This window comes from Streptomyces sp. enrichment culture, from assembly GCF_964272855.1.
Lineage (GTDB): Bacteria > Actinomycetota > Actinomycetes > Streptomycetales > Streptomycetaceae > Streptomyces.
In genome coordinates this window covers 2,103,216-2,123,132 of sequence record NZ_OZ186847.1, presented here as the reverse complement: position 1 = coordinate 2,123,132, position 19,917 = coordinate 2,103,216, and the positions used below count along the sequence as shown (strand labels likewise).

Sequence of the window (19,917 nt, the reverse complement as noted above, 5' to 3'; positions counted from 1 at the left end):
GGCAGACATGAGCAACAGCACCGGAAACCCCGCGAACGGCGGAACCGCCGGAAACACCGAGGACAAGCTCCGCGAGTACCTGAAGAAGGCCCTCACCGACCTGCGCCGCGCCAACGGCCGGGTCCGTGAGATCGAGGAGGAGCGGCACGAGCCGATCGCCATCGTCGCCATGGGATGCAGGCTGCCCGGCGGCGTCACCGGCCCCGAGGGCCTGTGGCGGCTGGTCGCCGACGGGGTCGACGCCATCACCGAGTTCCCCGACAACCGCGGCTGGGACCTCGACAACCTCTTCGACGACGACCCCGACCACACCGGCACCTCCTACGCCCGGCACGGCGGATTCCTGCACGACGCGGGCGAGTTCGACGCCGCCTTCTTCGGGATCTCCCCGCGTGAGGCGCTGGCGATGAACCCGCAGCAGCGGATCCTCCTGGAGACCTCCTGGGAGACCTTCGAGCGGGCCGGCATCGACCCGACCTCGCTGGGCGGTCAGAGCATCGGCATCTTCACCGGCGTCATGTACCACGACTACGCCCCCACCGGACGGCACATCCCGCCGTCCGTGGAGGGAATGCTCGGCATCGGCAACTCGGGCAGCGCGACGGCGGGCCGCGTCTCCTACACCCTCGGCCTCGAAGGCCCCGCGGTGACCGTGGAGACGGCCTGCTCGTCCTCCCTCGTCGCCATCCACCTCGCCGCGCAGGCCCTGCGCAACGGCGAGTGCACCATGGCCCTGGCCGGCGGCGTCGCCGTCATGGCCACCCCGGACGGCTTCGTCGAGTTCTCCCGCCAGCGGGGCCTCGCCAAGGACGGCCGCGCCAAGGCCTTCGCGGCCACCGCCGACGGCACCAACTGGTCCGAGGGCGCGGGTCTCCTCCTCTTGGAGCGGCTGTCCGACGCCCGCCGCAACGGACACCAGGTGCTCGCCGTCGTCCGCGGCTCGGCGGTCAACCAGGACGGCGCCTCCAACGGCCTGACCGCGCCCAACGGCCCGTCCCAGCAGCGCGTCATCAAGGCCGCCCTGGCCAGCGCCAGGCTGACGCCGGCGGACGTGGACACGGTCGAGGCGCACGGCACGGGCACCTCGCTCGGCGACCCGATCGAGGCGCAGGCCGTCATCGCGACGTACGGCCAGAACCGGCCCGAGGACCGCCCGCTGTGGCTCGGCTCGCTGAAGTCGAACATCGGGCACGCGCAGTCCGCCGCCGGTGTCGCCGGTGTCATCAAGATGGTGATGGCGCTGCGCAACGAGGAGCTGCCCAAGACCCTGCACGTGGACGAGCCGACGCCGAAGGTGGACTGGTCGGCGGGTGCGGTGGAACTGCTGACGGAGGCCCGTCCGTGGCCCCGCCAGGAGGGGCGGGCGCGCCGCGCGGGCGTGTCGTCCTTCGGCGTGAGCGGCACCAACGCCCACGTCGTCATCGAAGAGGCCCCTGACGCAGAGGAAACAGCCCCGGAAGAGGGCGAGTTCACCGGCCCGCTCCCGCTCGTCGTCTCGGGCCGCTCGGCGAAGGCCCTGCGCGCCCAGGCCGCACGCCTGGCCGACCACCTCGCCGAGGAGGCGGCCGGCCTGCTGGACGTGGCCTGGTCGCTGGTGGAGAGCCGGGCCGCGCTGGAGCACCGGGCCGTGGTGGTCGCCGCCGACCGCGACGAGGCCGTCGCCGGACTGCGCGCCCTCGCGGAGGGGCAGACCCCGACCTCCCCCACGGGCGGCGGCCGGGTCGCGGCACTCTTCACCGGTCAGGGCGCCCAGCGGCTCGGTATGGGTCAGGAGCTGTACGCGACGTATCCGGTCTTCGCGGAGGCGTATGACGCGGTGGTGGCGGAGCTGGACCGGCATCTGCCGAAGTCGCTGAAGGACGTGGGCGCCGAGGAGCTGAACCGGACGGAGTTCACGCAGCCCGCGCTGTTCGCGATCGAGGTGGCGCTGTTCCGCCTCGCCGAATCGTGGGGTGTCCGTCCGGACTTCGTGGCGGGTCACTCGATCGGTGAGCTGGCGGCCGCGCACGTGGCCGGCGTGTGGAGTCTGGAGGACGCGGCGCGTCTGGTCGCCGCGCGCGGCAGCCTCATGCAGGCGCTGCCGTCGGGCGGCGCGATGATCGCGGTGCAGGCGACGGAGGCCGAGGTGCTGCCGTTGCTGACCGACGAGGTCGGTATCGCGGCGATCAACGGGCCCACGTCGGTGGTGATCTCCGGTGTGGACACTGCTGCCGAGGCCGTGGCCGCCGTCTTCGAGGCGCAGGGCCGCAAGACCAAGCGCCTCACGGTCAGCCACGCGTTCCACTCGCTGCTGATGGACCCGATGCTGGAGGCGTTCCGGCAGATCGCGGCCGGGCTCACCTACAACGCCCCGCGCATCGGTGTCGTCTCCAACGTCACCGGCAAGCTGGCGACCGCGGAGGAGCTGACCTCCCCGGACTACTGGGTGCGGCACGTCCGGGACGCCGTCCGCTTCGCCGACGCGGTTCCGGCGCTCCAGGAGCAGGGCGTCACCGCGTTCCTGGAGCTGGGCCCCGGCGGGGTGCTGACCGCGATGGGACAGGAGTGCGTCGCGGACGACTCGGACGCCCTGTTCGTGCCGTTCCTGCGCACGGGTGTCGCCGAGCCGTACAGCGCGGTGACGGCGGTCGGCCGGCTGTTCGCGGCCGGGCTGCCCACGGAGCTGGGCGCGCTGGCCGCCGGTGGACGCCGGGTGGAGCTGCCGACTTACGCCTTCCAGCGCGACTGGTACTGGCTGCGCCCGCTGGACACGCGTTCCGACGCTGCCTCGCTGGGCCTCACGTCCGCCGGGCACGCCGTGCTGGGTGCCTCGGTTGCGCTGCCGGACTCGGGCGGGGTGCTGGCCACCGGCGTGCTGTCGGTCCGTACGCACCCGTGGCTCGCGGACCACGCCGTCGGCGGCACGCTCCTGGTGCCCGGCGCGGCTCTGGTCGAGCTGGTGGTGCGGGCCGGTGACGAGGCCGGGGCCGGGGCGGTCGACGAGCTGGTCATGGAGGCGCCGCTGGTGCTGTCCGCGCGGCAGGGCGTCCGTGTCCAGGTCGTGGTCGGCGGCGCGGCGGCCGACGGGCGGCGTTCCGTCAGCGTCTACTCCGCCCCGCAGGACGCCGGCCCGGACACCCCGTGGACGCGGCACGTCAGCGGCACCCTCACCGAGCAGCCGCAGCACGCGGAGTTCGACCTCACGGCCTGGCCGCCCGCGCGCGCCGAGCGGATCTCTCTGGACGGCTTCTACGAGGCGAAGGCCGCCGCCGGATACGGCTACGGGCCCGCCTTCCAGGGCGTGCGGGCCGTGTGGACCGAGGGCGAGGAGCTGTTCGCGGAGGTCGCGCTGCCCGAGGGCCAGTCCCCGGAGGGCTTCGGCATCCACCCGGCCCTGCTGGACGCCGCCCTCCAGGCGACCGGCTTCCTCGACGCGGACAGCGGCGAGACACGGCTGCCGTTCGCCTGGAACCAGGTCGCCCTGTACGCCTCCGGCGCCACCGCGCTCCGGCTGCGGGCGGTCCCGGCGGACGGCGAGGGCGTCCGGCTGGAGCTGGCCGACACGTCCGGCGCCCCCGTCGCCGTCATCGGCGGCCTGGTGACCCGGCCGTCGGCGCCGGACGCCTTCGCGCCGGGCCGGGCCCTCGCGCAGGACGCGCTGTTCCGCGTCGAGCAGGTGCCCGTCACGGTCTCGGGGGCGGCCCCGTCCGTCGCCGTGCTCGACACCGATCCGCGGGAGTTCGCCGCGGCGGTACGGGCGGGCGCCGACGTACCAGCCGTCGTGATCGCCGACCTCACCCGGGCGCAGGCGGCCGAGGGGCCGGAGCGGGCGCGTGAACTCGCCGTCCGCGCCCTGGACCTCGTGCAGACCTGGTCCGCCGCTCCCGAGCTGGAGTCCACCACGCTGGTGCTGCGCACCCGGGGTGCCGCCGGCGACGTCACCGAGCCGGCCGCCGCCGCCGTGTGGGGGCTGGTGCGGTCGGCCCAGTCGGAGAACCCGGGGCAGTACGTCCTCGTCGACGCGGACGACAGCGTGACGCCCGACGAGATCGCCGCCGCGGTGGCCGGGTCCGGTGAACCGCAGCTGGTGATCCGTGAGTCGGCGGTCAGTGCGCCGCGCCTCGCCCGTGCGACGCCCGCCGGTACGGGTCGCGGCCCGGACCCGGAGGGCACGGTGCTGATCACGGGCGGTACGGGCACCCTGGGTGCCCTGCTGGCCCGGCACCTGGTCACCGAGCACGGCGTGCGGCACCTGGTGCTGACCAGCCGGCGCGGCATCGCGGCCGACGGCGCTGCGGAACTGCGGGACGCGCTGGTGGAGTTGGGTGCCGATGTGCGGGTCGAGGCGTGTGACGCCGCCGACCGTACGGCCCTGCAGGCGCTCATCGCGTCCTTCGAGCAGCCGCTGACGGCGGTCGTGCACACGGCCGGTGTCCTCGACGACGGTGTGATCTCCGCCCTCACGCCCGAGCGGCTGGACAGGGTCTTCCAGCCGAAGGTCGACGCCGCCTGGAACCTGCACGAGCTGACGAAGGACCTGGACCTGTCCGCCTTCGTCCTGTACTCCTCCATCGCGGGCACCGTCGGCAGCGCCGGCCAGGCCAACTACGCCGCCGCCAACGCCTTTCTCGACGCGCTCGCCCAGCGGCGCCGGGACGCGGGGCTGCCCGCCGTCTCCCTCGCCTGGGGCGTCTGGGAGCAGGACGGCGGCATGCAGGACACCCTCGCCCACAGCGACCGTGAGCGGATGGCCCGCAGCGGGATGCGGCCGCTGACCGGCGCGGAGGGCATGGCCCTCTTCGACGCCGCCCTGCGCGGCCCGGAGGCCGCCCTGGTCGCCGCCCGGTTCGACTTCCCGGCGCTGAACGCCCGTACGGGGGAGGCGGCCACGCCCGCCCTGCTGCGGGGGCTGGTCCGCCCGGCCCGCCGGTCGGCGCAGGTGGCGTCCGCCCCGGACGCCGCCGAGTCGTTCCCCGAGCGGCTGGCCGCGCTGCCGGCCGAGGAGCGCGGCCAGGCCCTGCTGGACCTGGTCGCCGAGCAGGCCGCCGCCGTGCTCGGACTGGCGGGCGCGGACCAGGTGGCGGACGACCAGGCCTTCAAGGACCTGGGCTTCGACTCGCTGACCGCCGTCGAACTGCGCAACCAGCTCGCCGCCCGCACCGGCGTGCGGCTGCCGGTGACGCTCGTCTTCGACCACCCGACACCGGCCGCGCTCGCCAGGCGCCTGCACGAGGAGCTGGCCCCCGAGCCCGCCCCCGCGCCCGCCGCGCAGGCCGCGGACACACCCGAACCGGCGGCCGACGTGATCGCCGACATGGACGTGGAGAGCCTCGTCGCCCGTGCCCTCAGCGGCGCGGCCAACTGATTCGGTCTCGGACCGGGAGAGAAGATCATGACTGTTTCCGACGAAAGGCTCGTCGAGGCCCTTCGCGCCTCCCTCACCGAGAACGAGCGGCTGAAGCGCGAGAACGAGCGGATCACAGCCGCCGCCCAAGAGCCCATCGCCATCGTGGGCATGTCCTGCCGGCTGCCCGGCGGGATCACCTCGCCCGAGGAGCTGTGGTCCCTGGTGTCCGGCGGCCGTGACGCCGTCACCGGCTTCCCCACCGACCGCGGCTGGGACCTGGACGGCCTCTACCACCCGGAGCCCGGTCACCCCGGCACCACCTATGTGAAGGAGGCCGGGATCCTGCACGGCGCCGGCGCCTTCGACGCGGGCTTCTTCGGCCTCTCCGACCGGGAGGCCCTGGGCACCGACCCGCAGCAGCGGATCCTGCTGGAGCTGGTCTGGGAGGCCCTGGAGCGGGCCGGCATCGACCCGCAGACCGTGCGCGGCACCGACACCGGCGTCTTCGCGGGCCTGATGTACCACGACTACGCCAACGGGGTGCGCAAGCTCCCCGAGGGGGTCGACGCCTTCCTCGGCCTCGGCAAGTCCGGCAGCGTGCTGTCCGGCCGGGTCTCCTACCTGTACGACCTGACCGGCCCGTCCGTCACGGTCGACACCGCCTGCTCGTCCTCGCTCGTGACCCTGCACATGGCCGTCCAGGCGCTGCGCGGCGGCGAGTGCTCGATGGCCCTCGCGGGCGGTGTCGCGGTGATGGCCACGCCGGACGCGTACGTCGGGTTCGCCGCCCAGCGCGCGCTCGCCCCCGACGGCCGCATCAAGGCGTTCTCGTCCTCCTCCGACGGCACCAACTGGGCCGAGGGCGCGGGCGTCCTGGTCCTGGAGCGGCTGTCGGACGCCCGGCGCAACGGGCACCGCGTGCTGGCCGTCGTGCGGGGCTCCGCCGTCAACCAGGACGGTGCCTCCAACGGGCTGACCGCGCCCAACGGGCCGTCCCAGGAACGCGTCATCAAGGCCGCCCTCGCCGCCGCCCGGCTGAGCCCGGCCGACGTGGACACGGTCGAGGCGCACGGCACCGGCACCGTGCTCGGCGACCCGATCGAGGCGCAGGCGCTGATCGCGACCTACGGGCAGGACCGGCCGCAGGACCGGCCGCTGTGGCTGGGCTCCCTGAAGTCGAACATCGGGCACGCGCAGGCCGCCGCCGGTGTCGCGGGCGTCATCAAGATGGTGATGGCGCTGCGCAACGAGCAGCTGCCGAAGACCCTGCACGTCGAGGAGCCGACGCCGAAGGTCGACTGGTCGGCCGGTGCGGTGCGGCTCCTCACCGAGGCCCGGCCCTGGCCCCGCGAGGACGGCCGCCCGCGCCGCGCCGGTGTCTCCTCCTTCGGCATCAGCGGCACCAACGCCCACGTCCTGCTGGAGGAAGCCGGCGCCGAGGCCGACACCGACTCCCAAGCCCCGGCGGAGCCCGTGACCGGGCGTCCCGTCGCCTGGGCGCTGTCCGCCAAGTCCCCCCAGGCGCTGCGCGAGCAGGCCGCCCGCCTGGACGCCTTCCTCGACACCGCGGACGACGACCTCACCCCGTACGCCGTCGGCCGCTCCCTGGCGCTGACCCGCACCGCCTTCGACGAGCGGGCCGTGGTCGTCGGCGACGGCCTGGACGCCCTGCGGGAGAAGGTCCGCGCCCTCGCCGAGGGCGACGCCTCGGCACCCGGCGTCGCGCGCGGCAGCCGCACGAAGGGCCGCCTGGCCGTGCTGTTCACCGGCCAGGGCTCGCAGCGGCCCGGCATGTGGCGGGAGCTGTACGACACCTTCCCCGTGTTCGCCGAGGCGTTCGACGCGGTGGTCGCGGAGCTGGACCGGCACCTGCCGAAGCCGCTGAAGGACGTGGACGCCGACGAGCTGAACCGCACGGAGTTCACGCAGCCCGCCCTGTTCGCCGTCGAGGTGGCCCTGTACCGGCTGTACGAGTCGTGGGGTGTGCGTCCGCAGGCCCTGGCCGGGCACTCCGTCGGCGAGCTGGTCGCCGCGCACGTCGCCGGGGTGTGGAGCCTGGCCGACGCGGCCCGCCTGGTCGCCGCCCGCGGCCGGCTGATGCAGGCCCTGCCGGCCGGCGGCGCCATGGTCGCCGTCCAGGCCACCGAGGACGAGGTGCTGCCGCTGCTCACCGACGGCGTCGGCATCGCCGCCGTCAACGGGCCCAAGTCCGTGGTGGTGTCCGGCGTCGAGGCGCAGGCCGAGGCGATCGGCGAGGAGCTGCGGGCGCGCGGCCGGCGGGTCAAGCGGCTCACCGTCAGCCACGCCTTCCACTCGCCGCTGATGGACCCGATGCTGGACGAGTTCCGGCAGGTCGCCGCCTCGCTCACCTACGCCCAGCCGCGCGTCCCGGTCGTCTCCAACGTCACCGGGAAGATCGCCGCTCCGGCCGAACTCACCGACCCCGAATACTGGGTCGGGCACGTCAGGGCCGCCGTCCGGTTCGCCGACGGCGTGCGCGCCCTGCACGACCACGGCACCACCACCTTCCTGGAGCTGGGCCCCGGCGCGGTGCTGTCCGCGCTCGGACCCGCCTGCCTGGGCGACGCCGCCGACGCCGTCGCCTTCCTGCCCGCCCTGCGCGTCGACGCCCCCGACGCGCACACCGCCCTCGGCGCCGCGGGCGGGCTGTTCACCCGGGGCGTCCGCATCGACTGGACGGCGCTGTACCCCGAGGAGGCGCGGCGGGTGGAACTCCCGACGTACGCCTTCCAGCGCCGCGACTACTGGCTGGAGGCCGGCACCGTCATGACCGAAACCATCACCGCCGTCGAGGAAGCGACCGAGACCACCACCCCCGGCGCCGAGCCCGAGGACGCGGCCCTGGAGGCGACCCGGCGGCAGCTGCTGGAGCGGCTGGCCGGACTGACCGACGCCGAGCGGACCGACACCCTGGTAGAACTGATCACCGCCGAGGCCGAGATCGCCCGCACCCAGCAGAACCCCGACGAGACCTTCGACGACGAACTCGACGGCGACAGCCCGTTCTTCGAGGTCGGCTTCAACTCCCTCAGCGCCGTCGAGCTGCGCAACCGGCTGGTCGAGGCGACCGGCGTCCCGCTCAGCCCCATGCTGCTGTTCGACTACCCGACCCCGGCGTACGTCGCCGAGTACCTGGTCGAGCAGCTGGCCGCCGACCTCGCGAACGGGGGTGCCTGAGATGACGTACCCGCCCGCCCACTCCGACGTCCTGATCGTCGGCTACGGGCCCGTCGGCCAGCTCCTCTCGCTGCTGCTCGCCGACCGGGGCCGCACCGTCACCGTCGTGGAACGCTGGCCCCAGGCCTACCCGATGCCCCGCGCCGTCGCCTTCGACGGCGAGGGCGCCCGCACCCTGTCCGCCGCCGGCATCGGCGGGCTCGTCGGCCGGATCGGCGAGCCCTCCGGGGAGTACCTGTGGCAGAACGCCGACGGCCAGGTGCTGCTGCACATCGACGGCTCGGAACGGAAGCTGGCCGGCTGGCCGGAGTCCACCTCGATGTACCAGCCCGCGCTCGAGGCCGAGATGGAGGCGCGCGGCGCCGGGCTCGACAACATCACCGTCCACCGCGGCCACGAGGTGACCGCCCTCACCGAGCACGGCGACACCGTCGAGGTCACCGCGGTCGACCGGGACGGCGGACAGCGGCGGTTCACCGCGTCCTGGGTGGTCGGCTGCGACGGCGCCAACAGCTTCGTCCGCCGCGCCCTCGGCAGCGAGCTGTCCGACCTCGGCTTCTCCCACGACTGGCTGGTCTGCGACGTCGTCCACCACGACGACCGCGTCTTCGAGCCGAACAACCTGCAGATCTGCGACCCGGCCCGGCCCCGCACCTCGGTGTCGGCGGGACCCGGCAACCGCCGCTACGAGTTCATGCGGATCGCGGGGGAGACCATCGAGGGGCTGAACACCCCGGAGGCCTCCTGGGAGCTGCTGAAGCTGTTCGACGCCACCCCCGACAACTCCACCCTGCGCCGCCACCACGTCTACACCTTCAAGGCCGGCTACGCGGACCGCTGGCACGGCGGCCGGCTGGTCCTGGCGGGCGACGCCGCCCACCTGATGCCGCCGTTCGCCGGGCAGGGCATGTCCTCCGGCTTCCGCGACGCGGGCGCGCTGGCCTGGCGGCTGGACGCGCTGCTCGCGGGCGTCGCCGGGCCGCAGGTGCTCGACGACTACGAGGAGGAGCGCCGCACCCATGTGAAGTGGGCCATCACCATGTCGGTCAACCTCGGCCGGATCATCTGCCAGACCGACCCCAAGGCCGCCGCCGACCGCGACCTGGTGATGAAGGCCGCCGCCGACCGCGCCGCCGCGCGCGGCGAGTCCCAGCAGCGCTCCCCGCTCCAGCCGCTCGCCAAGGGCTTCCTGCGCCGCGCGGCGAACGGCAGGCCCGCCAGGCCGGCCGGTTCCCTCTCCCCGCAGGCGACGGTCGCCCGGGGCGCGCACAGCGCCCTGTTCGACAAGGTCGTCGGCCTCGGCTTCGTCCTGCTCACCGCCGACGACCCGGCCGCCCTGCTCGGCGACGGCGAACGGCGGGCGCTCGACCGGCTCGGCGCGCACACCGTCCGCGTGCTGCCCGCCGGCACCGACCCGGCGCAGGCCGGGCCCGGCGAGGTGGTCGACGCCGACGACGTCTACCTGCCGTTCCTCACCGGCGCCGACGCGACCGCCGTACTGATACGCCCCGACTACTACGTCTACGGCGCCGCCACCGGCGCCGACGACGTACGAGCCCTGATCCGGGAGGCGCACAGCGCGTTCTCGGCCCCCGCGGCGGTCGCCGCCGTCTGACCCGGGAGGAGGCACCCGAGGCGGAAGCCCGCGCAGAGCACCCTCTGCGCGGGCTTCCGGCTTTCCCGCCGCCCCCCTGTGGTGACCTGCGCGTTCCACCGGTGTCCGAGCGGGCGTCGAGCGGTCGTCGAAGGCCTGCGGCCAGCCTCCGGGTGCGCCCCCGGCTCCGCCCGCCCGCCGCACCGCCCCCTCGCACCGACGAAAGGGACTCGTGTGACGACGTACTCCACGGAACGACCCCTCGGCATGGCCGAGTTCACCGCGCTCACCCCGGACGAACGGGTCCGCGCCGCACAGGGCAGCCGGGGCACCGCGGGATTCGCCGAGACCGTGCGGATCCTGCTGATGCTGGGCCGCCCGCGCACCTGCGTGCCCGGTCTGCTGGCCTTCTCCCTCGGCTGGACCGTGGCCGGCCCCGCCTTCGACTGGCGGTACGTCCTCGGCCTCTTCCTCACCCTCGTCTACGGGCTGATCGCCAACCTCTACAACGCCCACACCGACCTGGAGGAGGACAGCCGCAACCTACCCGGCCGGGTCTGGCTGCTGCTGCGCGCCGGCGACCGCCGCGTGGTCGCCGCCGGACACCTCCTCAGCGTGGCCGTGCTGGCCAGCGCGCCCCTGTACGGCTGGGACTACGTCGCCGCGGCGGTGATCTCCCTGATCGGCGCCCACCAGTACTCCTATCCGCCGCTGCGGCTCAAGGCGCGCCCCGTGGCCGGGCTGTTCGCCTTCAGCCTCGCCGTCTTCCGGCCGTTCGTCCTCGGCTACTTCGCCGGACTGCACGGCGTGCGCGCCCCCGACGCGGAGGGCTGGGCCCTCATCGGCTTCCTGATCGTGTGGTTCGTCGCCAAGGGCATGGTCAAGAACCTCCCCGACCACGACGGCGACCGCGCGGCCGGCCTGCGTACCTCCGCCACCGTCTTCCCCGACCGCGCCTCCGCCGCCCGCGCCGCAACCGCCATGACCCTCGTCGGCTACCTCAGCCTGCCGCTGCTGGTGCTCGGCGGCGCCCTGCCCGCGCTCACCCTGCTGGCGCTGCCCTGGGCGGTCCTCGCCTACCTGCAGTGCCGGGCCATGGCCAAGGCACCGGACGCGGCCACCGCCAACCAGGTCCTCAAGCGGGACATGCTGCTGTCCACCGCGTTCCTCGCCACGCTCCTCGTGCTCACCGAGCCCGGCTGGGCGACCGCCGTGGCCGTCGCCCTGGGGGCGGCCGTGCTGCTCGGCAGCGACCGCGTCGCCCTCGACTCCCGCCGCTCCCAGGACGTACGGAACCGGCCGGCCGACGGTCCGGCCCCGGCCCCCGCCAGGAAGGAGACCGCGGCATGACCCGCCGCAGCCACATCCCCGGACCGCGCACCCCCGCCGCCTACGCCCGCGCCCTGCGGGAGTTCCAGCGCTCCCTGCCGCACGGGCTCACCCACCTCGCCCGGACCTACGGCGACGTGTGCGCCTTCGGCTTCGGACCCGCCCGTACGGTCTTCCTGTTCGGCCCGACCGCGAACGCGCGGATCCTCGGCGACCCCGACACCTTCGTGTTCACCGGCGCCTACGACATGCTGCTCCCCATCGCGGGCGACACCGCCCTCGTCACGACCGACGGGGCGCCCCACGACCGGGTCCGGCGGGCCGCCCGCCCCGCGTTCGGGCGCGCCGCCGTCGAGCGCGCCACCCGGCTGATCGTCGACGAGGTCGACGCCACCGTGCGGGCCTGGACGCCGGGCCGCCGCGTCGACGTCTACCAGGAGCTGCGCGAAGCCGTCCGGGCCGCGATGATCCGCGCCTTCTGCGGCCCCGAACTCGCCAGCCGGGGGCGCGAACTGACGTTCCACCTGGACCGCATCCACGAGCTGATGGACTACCCGCTGCCCCGCCAGCTGGTCGCCTGGCGGCTGCCCGGCCGCGCCCGGCGCCGCGCGCTGGACGGCGTCGCGGGCGTGGAGGCCCTGGTGTACGCGGAGATCGCGCGCCGCCGCCGGGAGGCGGACCCCGGCACCCCCGACGGCGACGACCTGATCGGCGTGATGCTCCGCGCCCGCGCCGACGACGGCTCGGCGATGACCGACCAGGAGATCCGCGACATGGTCGTGAGCGCGCTGATCGCGGGCTACGACCCGGTCAGCTCCGGCGTCGGCTGGGCCGTCTACCACCTGGTGTCCGATCCCGGCGTGTGGGAGGCCGCCCGCGAGGAGACCGCCCGCGTCCTCGGCGACGCCCCCGCGACCCCCGGGGACGCGCGCCGCCTGCACCACCTCAACCGGGTCGTGCACGAGTCGATGCGGCTGCACCCGCCGGTGACCATGAGCCCGCGCCGCGCCCTGCGCTCCTTCACCCACGACGGCCACACCGTGCCCGCGGGCAGCCTGGTCGCCGTCTCGCAGTACATCACCCACCGGCAGCCGGAGCTGTGGCCCGACCCGGACGCCTTCCGCCCCGAGCGCTGGGACCGCGACCAGCCGGGACACCGGGCACCCACCCCCTTCGAATACTTCCCCTACGGGTACGGCACCCGGCGCTGCATCGGCAGCGGACTCGCCGCCCTGGTCGTGCCCACCGTGCTGTCCCGCGTGGTCCAGCGCGCCTCGCTGGAACTCCTCGTCACCGACCCCCAGCCGGCCGGCATCCCCGCCCTGTTCCCCAAGGACGGCCTGCCGGCCAGGGTCGGCCGCACCCCGGCGGTGCGGCCGTGAGCGCCCCCACCCGGACCGGCGCGGGGGCGTTACCCGCCGCGGTACCGCTGCCCGACGCCGGACAGGCCCGCGAGGCGCTGCGCATGCGACGCATGATCTACGGGCATCTGCGCTCCCGCGCGGTGTGCGCGATGGCCGAGCTGGGACTCGCCGACCTGCTGGCCGAAGGGGGCCCGCTCGACGCCCGCGCCGTCGCCGAACGCACCGGTGCCGACCCGACCCTGCTGACCCGGCTGCTGCGCGCGCTGGCCGCGTTCGGGGTGCTCGAGGCCGCCGGGACCACCCCGCCGGTGCGCTACCGGCTCACCCCGCTCGGCGCCACCCTCCGCTCCGACGCGCCCGGCTCCGCGCTGCCCACCGCGTTGCTCGCGCTCTCGGCCACCGGTCCCGCCTGGCAGCGACTGCCCCGGGTGGTGCGGGAGGGCCGCCCCGCGTACGCCGCCGAACACGGCGTCGACTTCTTCGCCCACCTCGACGCGGACCCCTGGCTGCGCGGCGTCTTCGACCGCTCCCAGGAGACCGGCCTCGCCCTCGAACTGCGCGGAGTGCTCGACGCCCTCGACCTCACCGGCACCGGCGTCGTGGTCGACGTGGGCGGCGGCGACGGCGCCCTGCTCGCCGGACTGCTCGCCGCCCGCCCCGGGCTGCGCGGCGTCCTGGTCGACCGGGCGGCAGCGCTGCCCGCCGCCCGCGCCCGGTTCGCCGCCGCCGGTCTGGGGGAGCGCTGCGACGCGGTCGAGGGCGACTTCTTCGGCACGCTCCCCACCGGCGGCGACCTCTACGTCCTGCGGCACATCCTGCACGACTGGGACGACGACTCCTGCGTACGCCTGCTGCGGTCCTGCCGCGCGGCGATGCCGCCCGGCACCCGGCTGGCCCTGGTCGACCACATGGCCGACCCCGCCGACGACCCGGAACGGGCCGAGTGGGGCGCGCTGATGGACCTGTACATGATGACGCTGTTCGACGGCGGCCGGGAGCGCGGCCGGGCGGAGACCGAGGCGCTGCTGCACCGGGCCGGCTTCACCGTCACGGCGGTGACCCGGCTGCCGGGCGGGTCCGCGGTGGTGGAGGCACGCCCGGCACGCCCGGCCAGCCAGGCACCGGACGCGCACGACACGGACGCCGACCGCGCCCTGGACGTCGTCCTGCAGTGGATGGGCGGCTACCTCACCAGCCCGCACCCCGAGCTGGGCCGCCCCGGCGCGGTCTGCCCCTTCGTGGAACCCGCGCTGCGGGCCGGCACGGTGCGCACCCGGACCGTGCGCGGCATCCCGCCCGACCGGGCACGCGAGGAACTGCACGCCCTGGTCGACGGCCTCGCCGACGAACTGGACACCACCGACTGGGCGCACTCCAACCGCACCCTGCACACCGCCGTGGCGGTCCTGCCCGACCTGCCGCGCCCGCTGTGGCGGCTGCTGGACGAGACGCAGGCCGAGCTGAAGCCGGCCCTCGCCCGCCGGGGCCTGATGCTGGGGCAGTTCCACCCGGACTGCCCGGAACCGGCCGCACGCAACCCGCGCTTCAGGGTCTCCCGTTCCCCGCTGCCGCTGCTGGCGATGCGCCGGATGGCCCTGCACGACGTGCTCTTCCTGCACCGGGACCCCGCACTGTTCGCGGAGTACCGGCGCCGCTTCGGCGACCGCTACGCACGCGGTGCCGCCGTCGATCCGCTGTTCCGACAGGTGTACGAGGAGGCCGAGCAGGCCATGTCCGAGGGAAGTGGGGCAAGGTGAGGGACTTCGACGAACGCTTCGAGGCGTACATGCTGGGCCACACCAGCGAGGCCAGCCGCTGGATGCACGTCGCCGGGATGGCCGCGGCCCTGGGCGCCGCGGCGGTCGCCGCCCGGCGCCGCCGCGCCCGGGACCTGTGGGCCGTACCGGGCCTGTTCTTCTCGTTCGCCTGGACCGGCCATCTGGTCTTCGAACGCAACCTGCCGGTCGGGGTGACGGACCCGGGGGCCGCGTTCTCCGGCGACCTGAAGATGATCTGGATGATGGCGACCGGCCGCAACGCGGAGCTGAAGGAACTCGTGGCCCGCCTCACCGCCGAACGGGACACCGCCGGCGCCGCCCTGTCCGCGGTACCCGCCCCGGACGCGGCGCCCCGCAAGGCGTCCGCCTGAACCACCGGGCCACGACGCGGGACCGCCCCAGCCGTGCCGAACGACCGGGGCGGCCCTGTGCCGTTTCCTGCGGCGTGTCCTGTGCCGTGGTTTTGTGCTCACTCCTCCCTGGGCATCCCCGCCAGCACGTCCAGGATCAGCGACTCCGGTATCCCGCCGACCAGTTCGGGCCCGTCGGGGCCGGACAGCACGAAGGCGAGGCCGGTCATCGCCTTCTTGTCCAGCCGCATCAGCTCCAGCAGCTCGGCGTCCGCCGGACCGGCCGGCAACCGGTACGGAAGCCCGTACGACCGCACCACCTCCAGGTGTTCGGCGACCTTCGCCTCGTCGATCCGTCCCAGCGCCCCGGCCAGCCGGCCCGCGAACACGGTGCCGATCGCCACCGCCTCGCCGTGCCGCAGCGCGAAGTCGGTGGCCCGCTCCAGCGCGTGCCCGAGGGTGTGCCCGTAGTTGAGGATGTGCCGGATCGAGTCGTCCCGCTCGTCCGCGGCGACGATCTTCGCCTTGCACGCCACGCTCGCCGCGATCTGCTCGACGAGCGGACGCCCGCGCAGATCACCGGTGCCGATGAAGTGCGCGCGGGCGATCTCCCCGTACCCGTTGCGCCACTCGCGCTCCGGGAGGGTGTCCAGGAAGTCGGTGTCGCAGAGCACCGCCGTCGGCTGCCAGTACTGGCCGACGAGGTTCTTGCCCTGCGGCAGGTTCACCGCCGTCTTGCCGCCGACACTGGCGTCCACCTGGGCCAGCAGCGTCGTCGGCAGATGGATCACCGGCAGCCCGCGGTGGTACAGCGACGCCGCCAGCCCCACCGAGTCGGTGGTGGTGCCGCCGCCGACGGAGACCACCGCGTCCGCGCGGGTCAGCCCGTACTCGGCGAACGCCCGGCACATCCGGTCGACGGTGGCGAGCCGTTTGTCCTCCTCGCCGTCCCGCGCCTGCAGATGCAGCGCGGGTACGCCGGGGTCCGGCAGCATGTCGCGCGGCCGGGCGGAGACCACGGCCACCTTCCGGGCGCCGAGTCCGGCGACGACCCCGGCCAGCAGGTGGCGTACGCCCGGACCGATGTGCACGGGGTAGGAGCGCTCGCCCAGTGCTACGTCGATCCGGCGTGCGGAACGGGTGTCCGCGGTCGTGACAACAGTCATCTAGCAGTCCTTTCGTTCATGGGGGAGGGGGTGGTACGGCTGCGAGGAAACGGTTCTTCGGAGGCTCATGCCGACTGCAGCGCCGTCGCCCCGGCCAGCGTCGCCGGGACCGGCGTCCCCGCCGCCAGCGCCGTGCGCACCGCCCGCGCCGCGCGGGCGCCGGTGCGGGCCGCGACACCCAGCCGGTCATGGGTCAGCAGGACGTGGTCGTAGAGCAGGAAGTTCACCGGCACCCCGTCCTCCCGGCCCGCCGCGACCAGCTCGCGCACCGCGGTGACGTATCCGTCCCACAGCCCGGCATCGCCCGGCAGCCGCCGGCACGCCGGGGCCAGCGCCCAGGCGTCCGCCTCCTCCGCCAGCTCCGCCCGCTCCGCCGGGGCCAGCAGATCGGTGCCGAACTGCCAGAAGTGGAAGAGGAACGCAGCCCGCTCGCTCTCGGCGGTCAGCCCGCTCAGCCGCCACAGATGCGCGGCAGCCAGGCACCGCCGCTGCTCCTCGTCCAGCGGGCCGTCGCGCAGCAGCTCCAGCGCGAACGTGCTGGACACGGTGGCCAGCCGGTCGGCGAGCCGCAGCGTCCTGGGCGTGCGGTACCTGGCCGTCTCCGCGAGGTGCGCGCCGGTGATCATCGGCCAGTTGTGCTCGGAGGTCTGGGCGCGCAGCCGGCGCTCCAGCTCCTTCAGCACCGGCTCCGTCGAGTGGAACCACAGCCCGAGGTCGGGCCCGGCCGCGGGGCCGGGGCGGCGGAACTGCCACAGCGCCTGCGGGTCCTCGGCGCGCAGATGGCCGACCAGGTCGGCGGTCATCGTGGCGAGCACCCGGGCGGTGTGCTCCTCGGGACGGCTTCGCATCGGGTTGGGCAGCCGGACGAAGAGCCATTGACGGTTCATCGCGGAAATCACCTCGCGCGAGTCGGGTCGAAAGGGGTGGATTCCGGCCGAGATTAAGGTGCGCGGAGGGCCCTAACCCGGCCGCGGCCCCAACCGGTCCGCCCGCGCCGGGAAATAGGGATGAGTTAGGGGGAGGGCAGGGCGGTGGTACCCCGAGAGCACGGGTGCCGGGGGTCCGCGCTGGACGGGCGGTGGACGCACGGTTACCGGCCGGTGGGTCGCGATCCGGACACTCGCCGCCATGAGTGGCATCACGGGTTTTCTCGGCATCGACGTCGGCGGCACCAAGGTCGCCGTCCGGGTGGAGGGCACGGGCGCCGACCCGTACCGGACCACCTTCCGCTGGTCGGCCGACGGCGACGTGGCCGACGACATGGCCGCGCTCGACCGCACCCTCGCGCAGGTGCGGCGCCACTGGCCCGGCCCCTTGCGCGCCGCGGGCGTGGCCATGCCCGCCACCCTCGACACGGCGGGCCGGGTCACCGCCTGGCCCAACCGCCCCGCCTGGGCCGGCCTCGACCTCGCCGCCGAACTGCGCCGGATGCTGCCCGGCACGGCCGTGGCCTGCGCCGACGACGGCGACCTCGCCGCGCTCGCCGAGGCGCGCGCCGCGGGCCACGACGACCTGCTCTACCTCGGCATCGGCACCGGTGTCGGCGGTGGCGCGGTGCTCGGCGGCGCGCTGTTCCCCGGCACCGCGCGGGGCTCCTTCGAGATCGGGCACCTGGTCGTCGACCGCTGCGGCAGACGCTGCGACTGCGGGCGCGTCGGCTGTGTCCAGTCCCGTGCCTCCGGCCCGGCGATCCTGCGCCGCGCGGCCGAGCTGCGGGACGGGCCCGTCGACCCGGCCGAGCTGCGGGAGGCCTGGCGGCGCCGGGAGTCCTGGGCGGTGGTGGCGGTCGACGAGGCGTGCGCGGTCCTCGCCACCGCCGTCGTCGGCACCGCCGAACTCCTCCACCCGGCGGCGGTCGTGGTGGGCGGCGGCTTCGCCGACGCGTTCCCCGACGTGACCCCCCTCGTCGAACGCCACGCCCGCGCCCTGGCCCGCCCCGGCCACCCGGTCCCGCCGCATCGCCCCGCCCGGCTCGGCGGCCTGTCCTCCCTGCACGGCGCCCTGCACCTGGCGCGGACCCTGCCGGCGCCCGCACTCGTCGACTGACGACCCTCAACTCCCTCTGCAACGACGGATTTCGGGCTCCTGTCCTGCGGCTTTCCCGCCCCCCTGACAGCCAGTGGGTGCGGGATTCCCGGGCAGTGGACCGGGGCCCGGATAGTGGTCACTGCTCAGGCCATGGATGTGATCGCCCACCTGGCCCGCCTTCCGAAACCCCTTGCGTCCCAACGAACTTCCTTAGGAGTGCCGTGCACACCAGACGAACGATTCTCCGGGCCGGAGCAGGAGCAGGGCTGGCGCTCACGGCATCCGCCGCCGTCGCCGGCGGCGTCACCCTGGCGCAGGCCTCCCCCGCGAGCGCCGCCGACTTCAGCGGCCTCGCCGGCAAGCTGCAGGGCGACCTCGTCCTCCCCTCGGACAGCGGCTACGACCTGGCCAAGCAGAACCAGTTCGCGGAGTTCGACGCCGTCACCCCGACGGCCGTCGCCTACTGCGAGACCCCCGCCGACGTCCAGGCCTGTGTCAACTTCGCCCGCGCCAACGGCATATCCGTGCGCGCCCGCAGCGGCGGCCACAACTACCGGGGCTGGTCGACCGGCGAGGGCCTGGTCGTGGACACCTCCCGGCTGCGCCACGCCACCGTCGGCAGCAGCACCGTCCGGATCGGCCCGGGCCTGCAGTCCATCGACGCCCTGCACGCCCTGGCCCCGCACGGCAAGCAGGTCATCGCGGGCACCTGCCCGACCGTCTGCCCCGGCGGCTTCCTCTCCGGCGGCGGCATCGGCTACCAGACCCGCAAGTTCGGCATGGGCAGCGACCGGGTCCGCTCGGTCCAGCTGGTCACCGCCGACGGCCGTCTGATCCGCGCCTCGTCCTCGCAGTACTCGGACCTGTTCTGGGGCCTGCGCGGCGGTGGCGGCGGCAACTTCGGCATCGTCACCGAGTTCGAGGTCGCCCCGATCGCCGCGCCGACCATGGTCTTCTTCAACACCACCTGGTCGTGGGACAAGGCCGAGGAGGTGTTCGCCGCCTGGCAGACCTGGCAGCTGAACAGCTCCGTGAACCTGGGCTCCGCCCTGATCTTCATGCTGCCCGACGCCGCCCCCGGCGCGGTCCCGGAGATCATCGTCACCGGCGGGTACCACGGTCCCGAGTCCGAGGCCGTCGCCGCCCTCGACCAGCTGACCTCCCTGGTCGGCGCCCAGCCCACCAGCCGCTTCCACAGCGACCTGCCGTACCACGAGGCGATGAAGACCGCCTACGGCTGCGGCGACCTCACCCAGGACCAGTGCCACCGCGAGGGCACCGGCCCGGACGCCCTGCTGCACCGCACCGGCTGGCTGCGCGAGGCGTACCGGTTCTTCGACCGGCCGTTCTCCGCGAGCGACCTGAACCGCATCATCACCGCCTGGGACGGCGACCGGGTGGCCGGCCAGCGCCGCTTCCTGCACTGCATGTCGGTCGGCGGCAACGCCAACCGCATCTCCCCGACGGCCACGGCGTTCCCGCACCGCACCGCCAACTTCATCGTCGGCTTCACCACCCAGCTCGACCAGCCGACCGCTTCCGACGCGGAGGCGGCGGCGGAGGCCTTCGTGCAGAAGGGTTCCGACCTGCTGGACCCGCTGGGCATCGGCGCCTACGTCAACTTCCCCGGCTCCCGGCTCCCGGACTGGGCCACCCAGTACTACGGCGACAACTACCTGCGCCTGCTGCAGGTCAAGCGCCGCTACGACCCGGACAACTTCTTCCAGCACCCGCGCAGCATCGGCAGCACCGCCCAGTGACCTGACTCGACGTACCCAGTGACG

At 74.5% G+C, this 19,917-nt stretch carries 10 protein-coding genes and 1 pseudogene; 9 read left to right on the top strand and 2 right to left on the bottom strand.

What is annotated here, in order from left to right; all coding sequences use genetic code 11:
* Window positions 1-7: 7 nt before the first annotated feature.
* From ACSU6L_RS09135 to ACSU6L_RS09105, 7 genes and pseudogenes are all read left to right on the top strand, one after another.
* Window positions 8-5,344, top strand: coding sequence for a type I polyketide synthase (locus tag ACSU6L_RS09135; protein WP_437055342.1), 5,337 nt, complete (start codon window positions 8-10; stop codon window positions 5,342-5,344).
* A 69-nt stretch (window positions 5,345-5,413) separates the two neighbouring features.
* Window positions 5,414-8,497: pseudogene (locus ACSU6L_RS09130) on the top strand (type I polyketide synthase); the annotation flags it as partial.
* A gap of 28 nt (window positions 8,498-8,525) precedes the next feature.
* A complete protein-coding gene (locus ACSU6L_RS09125; RefSeq protein ID WP_437055340.1) occupies window positions 8,526-10,139 on the top strand; it encodes a bifunctional 3-(3-hydroxy-phenyl)propionate/3-hydroxycinnamic acid hydroxylase in 1,614 nt (537 codons plus the stop codon).
* Between the two features lie 213 nt (window positions 10,140-10,352).
* Complete coding sequence (locus tag ACSU6L_RS09120) at window positions 10,353-11,468, top strand: UbiA family prenyltransferase (RefSeq protein ID WP_437055338.1); 1,116 nt, start codon at window positions 10,353-10,355, stop codon at window positions 11,466-11,468.
* On the top strand, window positions 11,465-12,829 hold the full coding sequence (locus tag ACSU6L_RS09115; RefSeq protein ID WP_437055336.1) for a cytochrome P450: 1,365 nt from the start codon (window positions 11,465-11,467) through the stop codon (window positions 12,827-12,829). Before ACSU6L_RS09120 ends, ACSU6L_RS09115 begins: the two co-directional genes overlap by 4 nt.
* Window positions 12,826-14,568, top strand: a complete 1,743-nt coding sequence (locus ACSU6L_RS09110) for a DUF6875 domain-containing protein (RefSeq protein ID WP_437055334.1) — start codon at window positions 12,826-12,828, stop codon at window positions 14,566-14,568. Before ACSU6L_RS09115 ends, ACSU6L_RS09110 begins: the two co-directional genes overlap by 4 nt.
* On the top strand, window positions 14,565-14,960 hold the full coding sequence (locus tag ACSU6L_RS09105) for an Mpo1-like protein (RefSeq protein WP_437055332.1): 396 nt from the start codon (window positions 14,565-14,567) through the stop codon (window positions 14,958-14,960). The genes ACSU6L_RS09110 and ACSU6L_RS09105 overlap by 4 nt, the downstream gene beginning before the upstream one ends.
* 98 nt (window positions 14,961-15,058) lie before the next feature.
* Here ACSU6L_RS09105 and ACSU6L_RS09100 read toward each other — a convergent pair whose 3' ends face one another.
* Both ACSU6L_RS09100 and ACSU6L_RS09095 read right to left on the bottom strand, forming a co-directional pair.
* Entirely contained in the window at window positions 15,059-16,105 is a 1,047-nt protein-coding gene (locus ACSU6L_RS09100) for a 3-dehydroquinate synthase family protein (protein ID WP_437055330.1), read from the bottom strand.
* A gap of 65 nt (window positions 16,106-16,170) precedes the next feature.
* Complete coding sequence (locus tag ACSU6L_RS09095) at window positions 16,171-16,992, bottom strand: lantibiotic dehydratase C-terminal domain-containing protein (RefSeq protein ID WP_437055328.1); 822 nt, start codon at window positions 16,990-16,992, stop codon at window positions 16,171-16,173.
* 241 nt (window positions 16,993-17,233) lie between these two features.
* Here ACSU6L_RS09095 and ACSU6L_RS09090 point away from each other — a divergent pair, with 241 nt between their 5' ends.
* Window positions 17,234-18,151: an ROK family protein gene (locus tag ACSU6L_RS09090; protein ID WP_437055326.1), complete on the top strand. Its 918-nt coding sequence runs from the start codon at window positions 17,234-17,236 to the stop codon at window positions 18,149-18,151.
* 203 nt (window positions 18,152-18,354) lie between these two features.
* Entirely contained in the window at window positions 18,355-19,893 is a 1,539-nt protein-coding gene (locus ACSU6L_RS09085) for an FAD-binding oxidoreductase (protein WP_365515153.1), read from the top strand.
* The last annotated feature ends 24 nt before the right edge of the window (window positions 19,894-19,917 follow it).